We start from the raw sequence: 17,178 nt of genomic DNA, 5'->3' as shown, positions 1-17,178 counted from the left end.
AAAATCTAGTATCCCTAAAAAACCTTCTCAATTACATCCAAAATGAATAATTTTGGGACAAATTCAGCGAGAGATGATGAAAAAAGAAGAAATAGAAGAGTGGTTTAAAAGCCTGCAAGAAAACATTTGTAAAGCTATTGAGAAAACAGATGGACAGGGAAAATTTGAAGAAGATCTCTGGAAAAGAGAAGGAGGCGGAGGAGGAAGAACCCGAGTTTTAAGAAATGGAGCTATTATTGAAAAGGGTGGGGTGAATTTCTCAGCTGTCCATGGGGAAACCCCTGAAAGGATCCTTCAAGCCTTAAAGCTGAGCAAGTCAAATTTTTTTGCAACTGGCGTTTCTATAGTGATGCACCCCCAAAGTCCTATGGTACCCATTATTCACATGAATGTTCGTTATTTTGAAATGGATAATGGAAAATATTGGTTTGGTGGTGGCATTGACCTGACACCCCATTATATTGATAAAGTAGATGCTCAATATTTTCATCAACAATTAAAAGCTGTTTGTGATAAACATCACCCTGATTATTATTCGAAGTTCAAAAAATGGGCTGATGATTATTTCTTCATTAAACATCGAAATGAGACTCGCGGTATTGGAGGGATCTTTTTCGATCACCTTGTCGAAAGTGAAAAAATAAATAAAGAGGAGTGCTTTGCCTTTGTACAGGATGTCGGCCGTTTATTTGCCCCCATTTACACCCATCTGATGGCAAAAAACAACACTTTGCCCTTTGGAGAGGAAGAAAAAAAATGGCAATTTCTTCGCAGAGGACGTTATGCTGAATTCAACCTGGTTTGGGATAAAGGCACAAAGTTTGGATTGGATACCAATGGAAGAACGGAATCCATCTTAATGAGTCTCCCTCCACAAGCTAATTGGGAATACAATTTCGTCCCCCAACCAAATTCTAAAGAAGCAAAAACCCTTGAACTTCTCAAAAAGGGGATTAATTGGATACAAGAGGTAGAGGGTTAGCAGGGATAACCCTTTTACTTTTTTTACTTTTCTTGAAAATTTTTCATAACCTATCACTCCTCTCCTTTAACATAAGCCTTCCCAAAAGGTTAATCATTTAAGTTAAAATCTCTGTTAGCCAACAAATACGGTTTTATCATGGCTGGAAATAGGGTAATCACCGGATTGCCCTTTATTTCTTCCGGATAAAATTGGTTTAAGCTACGGGAAATACACCTATGCACCTTTAGCCTTGTTGTTGAGGCATGACAGTATGGGGGTTCTTTCAACCTGGAATCTTAATTTTTGGAGCGCTCATGTGGATTGATATAGTTTTTCGGAATGCTGTAATTTCTTTATTAATTATTGAGCTTTTTTGTTCTTTTAGTTTTTGTTTTGCTCAGAATGTGCTCAAAAAACGCATTGAAGTGGCAATCATCATGGATTGCGATCGAGAACGACTTCAGCTAATGAAATCCTCAATTATTGAGGAAACTGAAAAATTACTTAAAAATGAATATGATATCCACTTTAATGTGGTAGCATATGCTGGTTGCACCAGAGACTCCATTCAAGTACTGTTAAATAAATATTTGTCCGACCCTACCATAGACCTTGTAGTGGGGATTGGTCAGATTACCTCTCAGTTTATGGCCCAACATGGACCTTATTCCAAACCGGTATTTGCTACGGAAGTGTTCCTAAGTGATTATGCCAAGATTCCTATTACAGCTCAGAGAACTTCAGGCATGAAAAACCTTAGTTACATTGTTTCTTTAATTTCTCCTCGACGTTCCTTGGAAGTTTTTTATAAGGCTTATCCTTTTAAACACTTGGCCATTATAATTGATAGATCTACCCTAGAGTCTTTTCCTTTTATTCAACGTTATGCCGAACAAATATTTACTGACTATCGGACTTCTTTCGAATTTATTCCGGCAGACAGTTTAGCCGATCCTGTTATTAATCAATTAGGTGAAAATTACGATGCCGTGTGGATTACGGCTATTGATGGGTTTAGAGAGAAAGAGAAAAAAAAATTATATAAAGGAATTATTGCAAAGAAGTTGCCTTCCTTTTCAATAGAGGGAGAAAAAGCGGTGAGAGAAGGAGCCCTGTTGGGCCTTGCCCCGGAAAATCTTTATCTCCGTTATAGCAGAAGAACTGCCATAAATATTCAAACGGTTCTAAAGGGAGAGTTGCCCGAAAATTTAGGCGTAGATCTTAGTACTTCTGAGAAATTGTTAGTTAATGCAGCCACAGCCTCACAAATTGATTTTAGTCTTCCCTGGTCTTTTTTATTGGAATCCGAAATTATTGATGAAGAAAAGGTTAAATTCGATAGGGAAGTGGACCTATATCAGGTTATATCAGAAGGTCTACAAGAAAACCTGGAGATTCAGATTGCTAAAAAGCGTGTCGATCGTAGCGAGAAGTTTATTAATTTCTTTTCTTCCTTTTTTTATCCTCAGGTATTTTTACTTTCTCCCCATTTATTAATAGGCACTAACAACCAACCGCTACGTACTAATCCACAACGTATTGGGTTTCTTTTGTTGGTGGTGGAACAAGTTGTCTATAATGAAGCTATTTTGGCTGCCCATCGCATCGTTAAACATTTAAGCGAAGCTTCCCGACAGACCCTTACCGGAGAACAATTGGATTACATTTTGATTGTAACAGAGGCTTATATAGATGTATTAATGGCAAAAACCATAGCCTCCGTTCAAAAGGAAAACTTTGAGTTGACCCAGGAAAACTTAGAATTGGCAAAAGGTAGGATTTCTATTGGGTACTCTAGTAAAGCCGATTTGTACCGATGGGAAGGTGAGCTGGCCAAGGCAAAATCTTATCTATTGACAGCCAGACAGGGTTTGGAGTCAGCCAAATACGAATTGAATCGCTTATTAAATCGCCCTCCAACAGAGACGTTTTTTACTAAAGAAGTTGATTTGTTCGACCCAAAATTATTTGACCCTTCATCCATCCAGCTGGGAAAACGCTTTACATCCAATCCGGAACGTTTGGGGAAATTTGGTGATTTTCTATTGCTTGAAGCTATGGCCAGGCAGCCCAGGTTGAAGCGCTTACATGAACAAATACTTGCAGTAGAGCGTTTTAGGAAATTTGTTATTCGAACTTATTTTCTTCCATCTGTGTTTTTGTTGGGCTCTTTAAATTATAATATTTATAGAAGAGGTGGTCTTGTCTCATCACAAGGGGAATTTATTCTTTCACCAGTTGCTGTTCCTCAGGCAAAATTGATATGGTTTGTAGGAGCCACTGCCGAAATTCCGATCTTTACAGGTGGAAGAAGAAATGCAACAGTGCAGGCCTCGGAGATAAGCTTATCTATATTAAATCAGAGAAAACAACAAGCCGAATTACAGATTGATGCCGATATCCGAACCAATTTAATCAATACCCTTTCCGCCTTAACCAATATCCAGTATACCAAAGAAGCCAAGGAGGCTGCTGTAAATAATTTGGAATTAGTTCAGGATTCTTATGCGCAAGGCCAAGTGTCCATTGTACAATTAATAGATGCCCAACAAGAAGCCATTACTGCAATGGAGCGTTATGCAAATGCTACAAATAGGTATTATAAGGAGATTTTTCGGTTAGAGCGATCTGCAGGTTTTTATACTCTACTAATGACAAAAGAAGAAAGAGTAGGATTCAACCAACGATTAATCCAATTTTTTGCAGATGACTCAAAGTAGAAGGTCCATATTGACTTTGCTGCTACTCCTCTACCTTGCGGGGGTGTTAGGTTGTAAAAAGAAGAAGAAAGAGGAGGAATGGTTAAGGCCAGTGAAGTACCAGAAGGTACAATTGATTTTGCCCACCCAAATTAAATCATTTTCTGGGGTTGCTAAGGCAGGCAAGGAAATAAACCTCAGTTTTAAGGTAGCAGGTACGATTGAAATGTTGCCTGTTAAAGTAGGGCAAAGGGTAAAAGCCAATGAATTAATTGCCACACTGGATGCTACAGATTTTATTTTACGATATGAGCAAGCTACAGCTTCCATGAAAGATGCCGAGGCCCAAAGACAGAATTCAAAAGCCAATTTTCAACGTACCAAGAGGCTTTATGAAAATGATAATGCTTCCCTGAATGATTATGAATCAGCCTTAGCGGAATATGAGTCTTCAGAAGCCAGGGTCAGTTCATTTAAAAAACAAAAAGAGCTCACTGAAGCCCAATTGAGTTATACCAGCCTTTTGACTCCTATTTCTGGGGTAATTGCAGAAAAAAGAGTTGAGATCAATGAAAATGTAGTGGTGGGGCAAGTAATAGTGGTGTTAAATTCGGGTACTGATATGGAGTTGGATTTTATGGTGCCGGATATTTACATCTCCAGGGTAGCATTGGGAAGCCAGGTCAAGGTGGAATTTGCCTCTATTCCATTTAAAAAGTACTTGGGAAGAATTACAGAAATAGGTTTTTCAGCTGAAAGAAGATCCTCTACGTATCCCGTAACCCTGGTGATTTTGGATGCAGATGAATATGTCAGACCAGGTATGGCTGCTGAGGTGTATTTGGAGTTGAAAAAAGAAGGTGGAGAAAAAGGAATAGTGGTTCCTGTATCAGCAGTTGGGGAAGACAATAAAGGAAATTTTGTTTATATCATTCATAAGGAAAATACAAAGAAACAGGAGATTGGGGTCTTGGAGAAACGATATGTAAAGGTGGGTGAAATAAAGCCAGATGGATTGATGATTCAAGAGGGTTTAGTAGAAGGAGATCTTATAGTTACCGGAGGAGTAAGCAAAGTGAATGATGGATTAAAAGTTAGGCTGTTGGATTAGTGAAGGATTATGAGAAACCATAAATGTTTTTATAAGAAATAGAAACTTTTCCTAACTGGAAATGAATATAACCCGCAGTGCAATCGAACAAAATCGAATTACCATTACCATTTTGGTATTGGTTTTTTTTACCGGCATTGGTACTTATCGGACCATGCCTCGGGCCGAAGACCCTGGTTTTGTGGTGCGGGTCGCCCTTGTGGTGACGTCCTTTCCTGGAGCCAGCCCTGAAAGGGTGGAACTGCTAGTTACCGATAAAATAGAAAAAGTTATTCAGGAAATACCAGAACTGGATTATGTAAACAGTATTAGTAAAACAGGTCTTTCTGTGATTATGGTTCATATTAAGGAAAGCCATAAAGTGATGAGGCCTATTTGGGATAATCTGCGACGGAAAGTCGAAAAGGTTCAACCTGACTTACCTGAAGGGGCTATTCCTGTTGTAAATGATGAATATGGAGATGTTTTTGGTATTATAGTAGCATTGACGGGGGAAGGATATTCATATGCGGAGCTCAAAAAAATAGCGGATCGTGTAAAGGATGAATTTAAAAATGTAAAAGATGTAGCTAAAGTTGACCTTTTTGGGGTGCAGGATGAACGTATTTTCGTTGAGTACGAAAATGCAAGGCTTGCCGAATTGGGTTTAACCTCTTTTAATTTGAGAGATCAACTGGAAGCCCGGAATATAATTGATCCTGGTGGTAGTATAAAGATTGAGGAAGAAAGGCTTTTTCTCGAACCTACAGGTAATTTTGAATCCGTAAAGGATATTAAAAGAACGGTTATTCAACTGCCACAATCTGGTGAGTTGGTTTATCTGGAGGATATAGCTGAGGTGAAAAGGGGATATATTGAACCTGTTGATTCCAAATTCAGGGTAAACGGAGTGCCCGGAATAGCCCTAGCAATCTCAATGGCTGAAGGTGGAAACTTGATTAACTTAGGGCAGTCTATTGAAGAGATGATTGATGAATTGGAGGAAAATTATCCCTATGGAATCGACATGGAGATGGTGGCTTACCAACACAGGATTGTAAATGGAATTGTCAATAGCTTTATCTTGAATTTGTTGGAAGCCATAGCAATAGTGTTTGCCGTTATGTTGCTTTTTTTGGGTTTTCGAACCGGGATGATCATTGCCAGTTTAATTCCCATGGCCATCTTATCCACCTTAATGATTATGGGGCTGCTTGATATTTGGTTAGATCAGGTATCTCTGGCCGCCCTGATTATAGCCCTTGGTATGCTAGTGGATAATGCTATTGTAATGACGGAATCAATATTGGTTAGGGTGGAAAAGGGGAAAACCATCAAGGAAGCAGCTGTGGCCTCTTCCAAAGAACTAATTATTCCCTTGCTGATTTCCTCCCTCACTACCTGTGCCGCATTTTTACCCATCTATTTGGCAAAATCTGCAGTGGGTGAATTTACTGCGGCTTTATTTAAGGTAGTTTCCATTTGTTTGTTGAGTTCATGGTTGCTTTCCCTCACCATGACTCCCCTTTTTTGTGTTTGGTACATAAAGAAAACGCGAATAGGTAAGGGAGAGAAAATATATCGTTTTCAGCAAATTTATAAGCGTTTTTTGTTATTGAATTTGGAACGTCCTTATATATTCTTAATGGGGATATTAGGTATGTTTTTGATTGCCCTTTTTATTTTTGGCTTTGTCCCTAGGCTATTTTTTCCAGAATCCTCCCGAAATCTTGTAATCGCAGATATTGAAATGCCTATGGGGTCGGATATTGATTATACCGATGAGATAATTGGGAAGATAGAAACTTTTATAGGCGAAAATTTGCAAGTGGATCCAACTGAAAAGGGAGAAGGAGTTTTAAACTGGGGCAGCTGGATCGGAGAGATGGCTCCAAAATACGCTTTGAGTTATAATCCCGAGCCTGGGAGTCCTGAGATTGGTTATATTTTATTAAATACTACCTCCCAAAAGATAAATGCGTCTTTAATGCATCCTCTTGATTCTTTTTGCCAGTTGTACTTTCCTGATTTAACGGCTAGGGTAAAGTTATTAACTGCAGGGCCAGCCTCCAAATATCCTATTGAGGTACGGATTTCAGGGGAAGATAAGGATGTGTTGTTTGAAATCGTAGAAAAAGCCAAATTGCAATTAGCAAGTATAAAAGGGACAAAAAACATTGGAGATGATTGGGGAGGAAGAACTAAAAAATTAACCGTTAAGGTAAATCAGACAAAGGCCCGATTGGCTGGGGTCACCAGTCAAGATATAGCGGTTTCCCTACAAACTGTACTTACGGGTTTTGAAACTTCTAAATACCGAGAGGAAGATCTCTTGATTCCTATTGTGATGCGCAATGTGGAAGCAGACCGTCAGGATCTGGGCAAATTGGAGAATTTGAATATTTATGCACAAGTAAGTGGGGAGGCTGTTCCTTTAAAACAAGTAGCTGATATTGTTACTGAATGGGAGCCATCTAATATACGCCGAAGAAATCGCTTAAAAACAGTTACTGTCTACGCATATATGGAGGAGGGCTTTACCGCTAATGAAATTATCCTAAAAATGACCCCTTGGTTGGAGGAGCAAAAGAAGGATTGGAGGCTGGGCTATAAATATGAAATTGGAGGAGAAAACGAGAAATCTGATGAGGCCAATCAATCCATTAATGATCAATTACCGGTGGCGGGCTTTGTGATTTTGATGTTGTTAATTTGGCAGTTTAATAGTTTTCGTAAGACTCTGATTATCATTCTAACAATTATTTTAGGATTAATTGGGGTGTTTTGGGGATTATTTTTAATGGACTCTTATTTTGGTTTTATGACATTCCTGGGAGTAGTCTCCCTATCAGGAATTGTAGTCAATAATGCAATTGTTTTAATTGATACTATTCAAATTGAACTTCAAACCAAAGAACCACAGCAGGCCATTATTTCAGCGGCACTTTCCCGTTTTCGACCTATTATTTTAACCACCTTAACAACCATAATGGGGCTATTACCTTTATGGTTTGGAGGTGCTCCTATGTGGAAACCTATGGCTATTGCCATTATTTTTGGGCTACTCTTCGCTACAATTCTTACTTTGGTTTTTGTTCCGGTTGTCTATAGTTTACTGTATAAAGTTTCTTTTAAGAAATAAAGACCATCAGTTATTGTTTTGAAAGATGTTTATGTAGTATATAGGTTCCAAAGCTTATTAATCAGTTTGGTTTTCTTTAATTACTATTTCAATAAAAATTTATTTTTGGTTGGTTAAATAGTTTCTCCAATCAAGGGATTGTCATTTTTTATGCAACATGCGGAATGGTTGTTTTGTTGTAAAAATCGAAAGTTTGTCGTATGTTAATATCCAATACTATTTTGTCTGGTCTGATGGTAACCTGAGGGACCATTTTTGGAATTTGAGCCGTAGTATTAATGCCAAACCGATGTATAAATGTTTTTAAAAAAATGGTCATTTCTGCCATTGCAAAATTATATCCAATACAACTTCTAGGCCCTCCTCCAAAAGGGAAAAAAGCTTTTAAAGGAAATTGTTTATTGTTTTCTTTTAAAAACCGGTTAGGGTTAAAGGTATTTGGCTGTTTCCAGAATTTTGGGTTACGGTGTAAACCATAAAGGAAAATAATGATCATAGTTCCTTTGGGATAACTAAATTCTTGGTAGGAGTCATCTTCCAAAGCGGCTCTGTCTACACCTCTGATGGGAGGATAAAGTCGAAGGCTTTCTTTGAGAACAGCCAATAAATAGGGGTGGTGAATACATTCCTCCAAATTAATGTTTTCAGTTAGCGATTTTAAATGAAAGAGAAATTTGGGGTGTTTCGCTAATAAGTATATGGTCCAGGAAAGCGCATTTGCAGTGGTGGTGTGACCCGCAAAAAAGAAAATCATTAATTCATCAATGATTTGCTCATCATTCATGGGTTGCTTCTTTTCATCAAAAGGAGCTTCAATCATTATATCCAACAGATCATTATAAGATGTTTTTTCTGAACGCCTTTGGTTAATAATTTCCTGAAGGACAGCTCTGATTTTTTTGACTCTTAATTGGCAAGCACCTGATTGCCCCCGTAGTTTTCGCCACCAAACCGTGTAGGGTTGACGAATGTCTTTCACCATGAATTTTAGTACCTTATCAAAATTGGAGTCCATTTCTTTTAAGGTCTTTTCCGTCACAGGGGAGTTAAACAAAATTTTTGTTAAGAGGTGAAAGGTCATGTGATGCATAAATGGATAAATATCAATTGACCTTCCAGTGGGAAAATCGTCTAGGTAGTTATCAATACTTTGTTGTAAATTGGTGTAAATACCTTTTAGGTTGTTTAAATGAAAAGCTGGCTGCAGTAGACGTCTTTGTTGTAACCAAAAATGTCCATTGGAAGTGAGTAAGTTTTTTCCAATGTATTTTCCAAAATGTTTAACAGTATGGTTGGATTTTGCATAATTTTGGGAATTTTCTTCTAATAAATATCTAATAAAACCTTTATCCTGAGTAATAATTGCCTTCTCTGTTAGATTTAGGGGTACACTAAAGGTGTCTCCAAATTTTTCGAACTCTTTTTTAAACCATTTTTCGGACATTTCTAGTTTTTCTCTTCCTTCAAAAATAGTGGTGAAAAAACTAGGACCATTTGGTAGATTATAATTTATCATTTGAATATAAGTCATTATTTAATATTCCTCTTTGGAATAGGAATATTTATATGGCCAGTTGATTAAAATATGGTTCTTTTTGTTGATCATGCCATTTTCTTTTGATATGCAATATTACTTTGTCAGGTCTTAAAGTAACCTGAGGGACCATTTCTGGAAACAAGAAGGACGCTTTAATATCAAATTGATGAATAAAGGTATGGAGAAAAATAGCCATTTCTGACAGGGCAAAATGATAACCCATACATCCTCTAGGGCCTGCCCCAAAGGGATAGTAGGCCTTTCGAATGGTCTCTTTATTCTGATCTTGTAAAAAACGCTCAGGAATAAAGGATTCTGGTTTTTTCCATAATTTCTTATTATGGTGTAAACCGTAAATAAAAAGAGAAATTAATGTCCCTTTTTGGAAGGAGAAACTTTTGAAGGAGTCGTCTTTCAAAGCAGTCCTTTCAATAATCCACACTGGTGGAAAAAGCCTCATACTTTCTTTCAGAGTAGCTAAAATTTGAGGAGAAAGCACACATTCTTCCACTGTGAAATTTTTTGTTCGTGCTCTTAAATTTCTGGTTTCCTTAGGATGTCTGGCCAATAGGTGCAATGTCCAAGAAAGGGCATTGGCTGAACTTTTAGATCCTAAAAATAAAAGAGCCAAAATTTCATTAATTATTTTTTCTCTATTTAAAAGCCATCCCCTTTTTGTATTATTTGTTGAAAGGAGAAGGTCGATCAAGTCAAAATGGTGTTCCTTATTTTTCAGTCTTATGTCAATGATTTCCCCAATAATGTCTTTTATTTTATTGACTTTTAATTGAATTTTTTTCTCCTGCCCATTAATTTGGCGCCACCAGGCAGTGAGGGGAGTTCGTATATCTATGACCAAATAGTCTAATATTTCCGTTAAGTGTTGGTTAATAACCGATAAATTAGCGCTTTTAAGCGATGTGGAAAGTAGACAATTGGTTAGTACGTTTAAGGTCATTTGCTGTAAGAAAGGATAAATATCTATCGCCCTCCCTGTGGGTAGATTTTTTAAAAATGCATCAATACTTTGTTTTTGTGAGACATAAAGGGATTTTATTTTATTTAAATGAAAAGAAGATTGAATTGAGCGTTTATGATTTGTCCATTCTTGGCCAAATGTATTGATTATCGAAAGCCCCATAAATTTTCTGAAATGATGGGTGGAGTGTTTTGACTTTTTGTAATTGGCAGGGTTTTTCTTTAATATATATTCTACGAACTCTTCGTCTTGAGTAAATATTGCTTTTTCGTTAAATCCAATTTGTAGGGAAAAAGAATCTCCGTATTTTTTGAAATTTTTTTGGTACCAATTGGGTGATCCAACCATTTGGCCCTTATTCTCCATGAACAAACTTAACCATATAGGCCCCCTCGGGTATTTAAAACTCTTCATTACGAAATTATCAACACTTAAAAATAACCCAAAGTATATTTACTTAAACGTTGGCCTAAAAAAGCCGTTTTCTTTTATTTCCTAATTATTAATCATTATTTTCTATTCTCTAATAAATAATTCCTATCCTCTATTCCTTCACTTCATTTCTCATAATTCGGGAAAAGAAGGAAATCAAAAGCCCTTCCGGTAAAATTTTCATTAAAAACCGATCCAGCTGATTTATTTTTCCAGGAATTATGATTTTTTTTCTTTTAAATAAATTTTCGATGGCAAAATTTGCCACTAGTTTAGGAGAGGTTAATCCCATATTCGCGTAAGGTCTTAGTATTGTTCTTCTTTCTAAAAGCTTAAAATCTTTGTACATGGGGCCAGGGGTTAATACACTTACTGATATGCTTGTATCTTTTAGTTCTTCTGCAAGGCCTCTAGAAAATGAATAGATAAAAGCTTTTGAAGCTGGATAAATTGTTTTGTGGCCCATAGGACAGAAGGCAGCCATACTGGACACATTGAGAATATAGGCTTTGGGATGTTTTTTTAATTCTGGTAAAAGTAATCGGCATAAAAGGATTAATGCGCGGATATTAAGTTGTATGATAGTTTCCAGATAAGCAGGGTCCGATTTTTCAAATGAGGATGTTCCTCCAATACCTGCATTATTGATCAGTAAATTAATGGGAAAGCGAATTTGTAACCATTTAGATAACTTATAAACTTCATTTGGATTAGCAAGGTTGGTTTCATAAGGATAAGCCTCTATACCAAATTCTTTTTTTAATTCTTCGCAAAAAGAGGGCAGGCCTTCGTTTTCCAGGGCTACTGTGATTAAATTTATTTTTCTTTTGGCTAAAGCAAGCGTAAGTTCTTTACCTAAACCTTTACTTGCCCCTGTAACTAGAGCAAATTTTTTATCGGTGGTTTGCATACTTTAGGTAACTGAAAGGTCAAACTCCACTTTTCCTTATGTATTGTCCATTCTAGTTTACAGATGTCAAATATAAAACATTGGCCTATTATTTTAAGTGCGGGCTAAAACTGTTATTGTACAGTTAGTTAGGGTCAAGGGTAGGGTGATTGGTTTAATAAAGCTCTTTAAAAAGAAGGGTATTCTAATCAAAGTTATATATAACTGAGACTCCTCTAAGTCTCCCTCCAAATGAAAAAAATAATTTGTCGAGGCTGTTCTTAAATTTTTCCCTTTGATAACCCCATTTATCAAAAAACAGTACAGACTCCGAGCCGGTACTGTTTACATAAATCAGCATGAAACACTGTTATTAGTTTGGGTGTTAATGGCATTAAATTGAATTCAGCCCAATCTAGGGGGGAGCTGTATCAAACTTTTCAAATTGTTTTCAGCTGAAAAAATTTTCAAGAATTTTCATTGTTTTGATCAGGGGGAATTTTTTTATCAGGAATATCACCTTTTTTAACTGATCGAATATGAATATCCCGTTGAGGGAAAGCAATGACAATTCCGGCCTTTTTAAATGCCTTATTAAGGGCGACTGTAACGGCATCCTTAGTTTTCAGGCCTATTTCAAATCGACTGACCCAAAAACGAATTCTAAATCTTAAGGCATTTTGACCAAATTCATCCATATAAATCCGGATGGGAGGGTCTTCTAGGATTGCTTCCACTTGGGAGAGGGTTTGGGTAATTGTTTTTCTTACTTTTTCAGGTTCCGTGCCATAAGAAACGCCAATAAAAATCTCAACCCTACGTCTATGATCCGAAAGTGTCCAATTGATTACTTCATTGGATACCAAATGGGCATTTGGTACAATGACTTCGGCTCCGTCAAAGGTTCGGATGACACTTGACCGAAAACCAAGTTTCTTTACTCGGCCCTTTAATTCACCCACTTCTATTATATCAGCGACCTGAAAGGGACGCTCAAATGCCAGGATCATGCCTGAAAATAGATTGTTCGAAATATTTTGAAAACCGAATCCAATACCTACCCCCAAGGCGCCAAAAATGATTGTTAATTTATCTAACTCAATTCCTGCCGCAGCAATAGCTAATAAAAAACCAATGGCAATAAGGCTATAACTCGCTACCAAAGAAACGGTAGTCCGGACTCCAAAAGGAATATCCACTAAGAATTCCTCTGCTAGAAGGAATTGGATAAATTTGGATAAAAGGATAGTTACCCAAATGGTTACGAAAAAAGAAATTAGGTTTCCCACATTGAATTCAACGGTGCCCATTTGAATGGGGGTTTCCAATGCCTCTTTAAGGATGGTCATGACGGGATCGTATAGAACAAGAGAATAGGAAACAGTAATTAACCAATAAATTACTGCCAAGATATTGATCACAGCAAAAATTCTTTTCTTCATTAAGTCTGGGAAATTTTTAATGATGTGTAGGGCTCTACCAGTTTTACTGAAAAATATTATGGAAACAAAATTCCGGATCATCAAGACTAACATAAATAGCAAAGTTCCCATGCTTAGGGAGTAGATTAGTCCTGAAACTATTACTCTTGAGAGCAAATAAAAGCCAAGTAGATTAGCAAGTAAAGCAACTACAGAAAATATCATTCCAATATTGATTAGGAATAAGGTAGGGGGAATAATAGGGTGATCAATAAATCGAAGTGGACTGCCTCTTTTTAATAACCACCTAAAAAGAATAAATAGGTATATAGCTAAAGAGAAGTAATAAATTCGATGTACTATAGAAATAATTAAGAAAAGGTTATGAGCAAAAAAGAAAACAAAGGCAGAGATGACATAAAGAAGGGCTCTGAATTTTGTTTGATCCAGGATATGATATAGAGCAATTGCCATGGTAAAAAGGGCTATTAAAATGAAGATTTCATTAATTGTGGTAGCCGCCTGAGGGTAAAAGCGATAAACAAAGAAGGCATTAAAGTAAATGGCTAATACAAAGGGTTTGGAATAAAAAGCAGCAAGGTATTCCTGCTCCTTATTCGTAAACTTTTGTTTTCTTAGCCTTAAAAAGAGATATACTAAGAAGAACAGTGTTAACCCAAAGGAGAGAAGGTGGATATTTATGTTCTTTTTATTTTCAATTTTAAAGCGCTCAAGGGTAAGTTTAGTTTCTTTAAGTGATTCCTTGATTACCTCCTTTGTGTTTAGTGTATCAGTAGGTTCTCTTAGAGCTTTCCAGAGTGGAGGTTCATTTTGGGTCAGGATTTGATTTCGATAAGCTTTGATGTATTCATCAATTCTTTGATTATTTTCTTCAATATCAATTAAATCGCCTGTGATTTCACTTTGTAGTGATAAGTTTTCCAACGAAAAATTATTAAGCACTTTAATGGCCTTGCTCACCTCTCTTAATACTTCTCTTTCCCGAGTTCTGGCCTCTACAGGTAAATCTTTGTAAGCCTTCTGAGTTACTTTCCAGCGATGCTGTAACTCTTCTAAAATTTCGCTGTCTTCCTCAATCCCAATGTATCGGTTTAATACTTTGCTTTCAAGTCTTTTTAGCTCACTTCTGAAAAAGTTCCAGCGTCGCTTCAGGTCGGTAAGTCGGCGCATGGTGTTGTGACTCAAAATTGTATATCTTGGATCATAACGGGTTTCTTCAATTTGTTCTCTTATCTTTTTAAGTTCGTCGGTTTCCTGCTCAACCAGTGTCTTTTTGTCATATTTTATGATTAATCGGCGAATAATAGCCAGGCTCCTTTCGGCCTCCAAAAAGATGGAGGCTTTAGGATAGGGTAAATCTTCTTCTGCAATTGCAATGGTGTCTTGAGGAATCTGAGCCCGAACAGTTTTGATTGGCAGAAGGACAAAGCAAAAAGAAATAAGGAAAAGTAAAATGCAGCTACATTTAGGAATAATACATCTTTCCCCTCTCTTTTTTACTTGATAGTGTCTGAGGTACACTTCCCAATTTGGCATAATTCACCTATCTAAACTCAGAGGTTTTATTTTTAAAAGGAAAAGCTATAAAGAGAAGTTCAGTAAGATTAACCCTTGTCAATTGAGCGTAAACCAATTATTTAGCCAAACAGTAGGACCAAAACAATTGAAAGGCTTGCACGGAAAGTAAATTGCTTTTTAAGAAAATGGGGCTGAAGAAGGAGGACTGGGTGATTCCAAGTTTGAAACAATAAAATTTTAATTAGGAAGATCTTAATTTTTAATTTTCTCAACTTCGCTTACCAAGCTCAATGGCTTGTAAATTTGAAATGTCTCCTGAATTTATTTCAAATCGTAAGATGGTCCGTACCCTATGAAAACCTTGTTTTCCCGCAGCTCCAGGATTTAAAAAAAGCATTTGATGGAAATTCGGATCTTTACTAACTTGGAGTATATGGGAATGACCACATACAAATACATTCGGAGGATTTTGTTTAAGCTGGGCTAAAATTTTGGGGTTATATTTGGGAGGTCTTCCTCCAATGTGAGTTATCCAGATGTCGAGCCCCTGGCAAGAAAACCTTTGATTTTCTGGCCAACGAATTCGAATGTTTTGCCCATCAATGTTCCCAAATACTCCTTTTGTAGGTTTAAATTGCTCTAGTTTTTCCAATACCTCCAGGCTTCCTACATCTCCCGCATGCCAAATCTCATCGCAATCTTCCAGGTAATAAAAGATTCTTTCATCCAGGTATCCATGGGTATCTGACAGGAGTCCAATTTTCATAGTAATTTATCAATCAAAAATTCGACCCTATTTAAGTATTAATTAATGATTTTCCTTAATTAAACAGGTTTTTCTTTTAGTAATCTCAATTTCACTCGATACTAGTCTGTTTTTTGTTGGAAGGCTGTTCTTGAAAGACATTTTGTCAATTGTTATTTGTTGAAAATCTGGTAAATATTGGATTTAAAGCTTTGTCTCCTTTTGTTTTAAAATAAAGAGGAGAAATCATGACAAAGACAAAATTTAGCGGAAAGGATTTACTAAAAGTTGGAATTCACCAAGGGCCAATTATGGCTACTATACTTGAGATATTGGAAGATAAGTATAAATATGAGAGCAAACTTGAGAAACGTAAGTTGCTAAAAAAATTAGTGAAGGACCCTGAGGCTTTTTCTTCTGACCCTATTTGGGCTCAGGTTTCTTTGGCCTTGCAAGTAGAAGAAAAAGAAGAAGAAGAGCTTGAGGAAAAGAAGTTGAAGAAACAACCTGCAAATTTTACGGTATTTGGTGCTGATTTTATTGAAAGGGAGGCTTATGAGCAAATGGTGGAAGCCATGAGGCTTCCTATTTCGGTAACGGGAGCTTTAATGCCGGATGCACATTTAGGCTATGGGTTGCCTATTGGAGGTGTTTTGGCTGCTGATAATGCAGTTATTCCCTTTGGCGTCGGGGTGGATATAGGTTGTAGAATGTGTTTATCCGTATTTGATCTTCCCAAAAAATGGCTTGATAAGCATGAAGATGATCTGAAAAGTATTTTATTAAAAAATACAAGGTTCGGCACCGGTTGTATTTTTGAAGATCCGATGGATGATCCGATTTTTGAGCGGAAGGAGTTTAAGGAAATTCCTAAGGTAAAAGAATTTAGAGATCGTGCTTACCAACAAATTGGCACCTCGGGAGGGGGAAATCATTTTGTGGATTTTGGATTGGTTGAAATCAAAAACCCTGAAAATGAATTGAATCTTGCTCCAGGAGTTTACTTTAGTGTTTTATCTCATTCGGGTTCTCGTGGATTGGGGGCTGGATTGGCAAACTACTATACCAAAATTGCCATGGATATTTGTCCTCTTCCAAGGCATAGCAAAAGTTTAGCCTGGTTAAATCTGAATTCTCAGGTCGGGCAAGAATATTGGATGGCTATGAATTTAGCGGGAGATTATGCCTCTGCGAGCCATCACCAGATTCATAAACGCATTTCCAAGGCCATTTCTGAGAAACCTATTGCCAGGGTGGAGAATCACCATAATTTTGCGTGGAAGGAAAAATTGGCTTCTGGCCAAGAAGTGATCATTCACCGAAAGGGAGCAACGCCTGCCCTAAAAGGAGTTTTGGGTATTATACCAGGTTCTATGAGTACTCCAGGATTTATTATCCGAGGAAAAGGAGAAGAGAATTCTCTTTGTAGTTGTGCGCATGGGGCTGGGCGAGTATTGTCACGTCGGGCAGCGAAAAGAACTCTAAAACCCTCCCAAATGATAGAAAATCTGGAAAAACATCATATTACCTTATTAGGGGGTGGTTTGGATGAGGCTCCCATGGTTTATAAAGATATAGATGCTGTTATGAAAGCTCAAAATGAACTGGTGGAAGTCATCGCTGTTTTTCATCCAAGGATTGTCCGTATGGCTTGAAAGAAAACAGAAGATATAAGTGTAAAAAATAGAAAAAGCCTGAATGTTCAGGCTTTTTGCACGGGTGGAGAGACTCGAACTCCCAG

General features: G+C 37.1%; 10 protein-coding genes. 5 read left to right on the top strand and 5 right to left on the bottom strand.

From position 1 onward, the window contains the following. Positions 1-76: 76 nt before the first annotated feature. The 4 genes from hemF to E1171_RS20450 all read left to right on the top strand — a co-directional run bounded on the left by hemF (position 77) and on the right by E1171_RS20450 (position 7,895). Positions 77-982, top strand: coding sequence for an oxygen-dependent coproporphyrinogen oxidase (hemF, locus tag E1171_RS20465; protein ID WP_155207931.1), 906 nt, complete (start codon positions 77-79; stop codon positions 980-982). Between the two features lie 245 nt (positions 983-1,227). Then, on the top strand, positions 1,228-3,684 hold the full coding sequence (locus E1171_RS20460; protein WP_155207930.1) for a TolC family protein: 2,457 nt from the start codon (positions 1,228-1,230) through the stop codon (positions 3,682-3,684). After that, entirely contained in the window at positions 3,671-4,774 is a 1,104-nt protein-coding gene (locus E1171_RS20455) for an efflux RND transporter periplasmic adaptor subunit (protein ID WP_155207929.1), read from the top strand. Before E1171_RS20460 ends, E1171_RS20455 begins: the two co-directional genes overlap by 14 nt. A 61-nt stretch (positions 4,775-4,835) precedes the next feature. Then, a complete protein-coding gene (locus E1171_RS20450) occupies positions 4,836-7,895 on the top strand; it encodes an efflux RND transporter permease subunit (RefSeq protein ID WP_155207928.1) in 3,060 nt (1,019 codons plus the stop codon). A 148-nt stretch (positions 7,896-8,043) separates the two neighbouring features. Here E1171_RS20450 and E1171_RS20445 read toward each other — a convergent pair whose 3' ends face one another. The 5 genes from E1171_RS20445 to E1171_RS20425 form a co-directional block, all read right to left on the bottom strand. Continuing rightward, positions 8,044-9,426 carry a cytochrome P450 gene (locus E1171_RS20445; RefSeq protein WP_155207927.1) on the bottom strand — a complete coding sequence of 461 codons (1,383 nt, stop codon included), beginning with the start codon at positions 9,424-9,426 and terminating at the stop codon, positions 8,044-8,046. A 31-nt stretch (positions 9,427-9,457) separates the two neighbouring features. Beyond that, positions 9,458-10,825 carry a cytochrome P450 gene (locus E1171_RS20440; RefSeq protein ID WP_155207926.1) on the bottom strand — a complete coding sequence of 456 codons (1,368 nt, stop codon included), beginning with the start codon at positions 10,823-10,825 and terminating at the stop codon, positions 9,458-9,460. A gap of 130 nt (positions 10,826-10,955) precedes the next feature. Then, entirely contained in the window at positions 10,956-11,753 is a 798-nt protein-coding gene (locus tag E1171_RS20435; protein WP_155207925.1) for an SDR family NAD(P)-dependent oxidoreductase, read from the bottom strand. A gap of 446 nt (positions 11,754-12,199) precedes the next feature. Next, on the bottom strand, positions 12,200-14,710 hold the full coding sequence (locus E1171_RS20430) for a mechanosensitive ion channel domain-containing protein (RefSeq protein ID WP_155207924.1): 2,511 nt from the start codon (positions 14,708-14,710) through the stop codon (positions 12,200-12,202). A gap of 250 nt (positions 14,711-14,960) precedes the next feature. Then, positions 14,961-15,458 carry a metallophosphoesterase family protein gene (locus E1171_RS20425; protein ID WP_155207923.1) on the bottom strand — a complete coding sequence of 166 codons (498 nt, stop codon included), beginning with the start codon at positions 15,456-15,458 and terminating at the stop codon, positions 14,961-14,963. A 227-nt stretch (positions 15,459-15,685) separates the two neighbouring features. Here E1171_RS20425 and E1171_RS20420 point away from each other — a divergent pair, with 227 nt between their 5' ends. After that, complete coding sequence (locus E1171_RS20420) at positions 15,686-17,092, top strand: RtcB family protein (RefSeq protein WP_155207922.1); 1,407 nt, start codon at positions 15,686-15,688, stop codon at positions 17,090-17,092. Positions 17,093-17,178 lie beyond the last annotated feature (86 nt).

It is taken from the genome of Xanthovirga aplysinae (genome assembly GCF_009711365.1).
Taxonomy (GTDB): domain Bacteria; phylum Bacteroidota; class Bacteroidia; order Cytophagales; family Cyclobacteriaceae; genus Xanthovirga; species Xanthovirga aplysinae.
The sequence above is the reverse complement of the archived record's forward strand: the minus strand, read 5'-3'. Positions and strand labels throughout refer to the sequence as shown.

Coding starts and splice junctions, on each gene's coding strand:
- hemF (WP_155207931.1), top strand. CDS start 77: ATGAAAAAAGAAGAAATAGAAGAGTGGTTTAAAAGCCTGCAAGAAAAC.
- E1171_RS20460 (WP_155207930.1), top strand. CDS start 1,228: ATGACAGTATGGGGGTTCTTTCAACCTGGAATCTTAATTTTTGGAGCG.
- E1171_RS20455 (WP_155207929.1), top strand. CDS start 3,671: ATGACTCAAAGTAGAAGGTCCATATTGACTTTGCTGCTACTCCTCTAC.
- E1171_RS20450 (WP_155207928.1), top strand. CDS start 4,836: ATGAATATAACCCGCAGTGCAATCGAACAAAATCGAATTACCATTACC.
- E1171_RS20445 (WP_155207927.1), bottom strand. CDS start 9,426: ATGACTTATATTCAAATGATAAATTATAATCTACCAAATGGTCCTAGT.
- E1171_RS20440 (WP_155207926.1), bottom strand. CDS start 10,825: ATGAAGAGTTTTAAATACCCGAGGGGGCCTATATGGTTAAGTTTGTTC.
- E1171_RS20435 (WP_155207925.1), bottom strand. CDS start 11,753: ATGCAAACCACCGATAAAAAATTTGCTCTAGTTACAGGGGCAAGTAAA.
- E1171_RS20430 (WP_155207924.1), bottom strand. CDS start 14,710: ATGCCAAATTGGGAAGTGTACCTCAGACACTATCAAGTAAAAAAGAGA.
- E1171_RS20425 (WP_155207923.1), bottom strand. CDS start 15,458: ATGAAAATTGGACTCCTGTCAGATACCCATGGATACCTGGATGAAAGA.
- E1171_RS20420 (WP_155207922.1), top strand. CDS start 15,686: ATGACAAAGACAAAATTTAGCGGAAAGGATTTACTAAAAGTTGGAATT.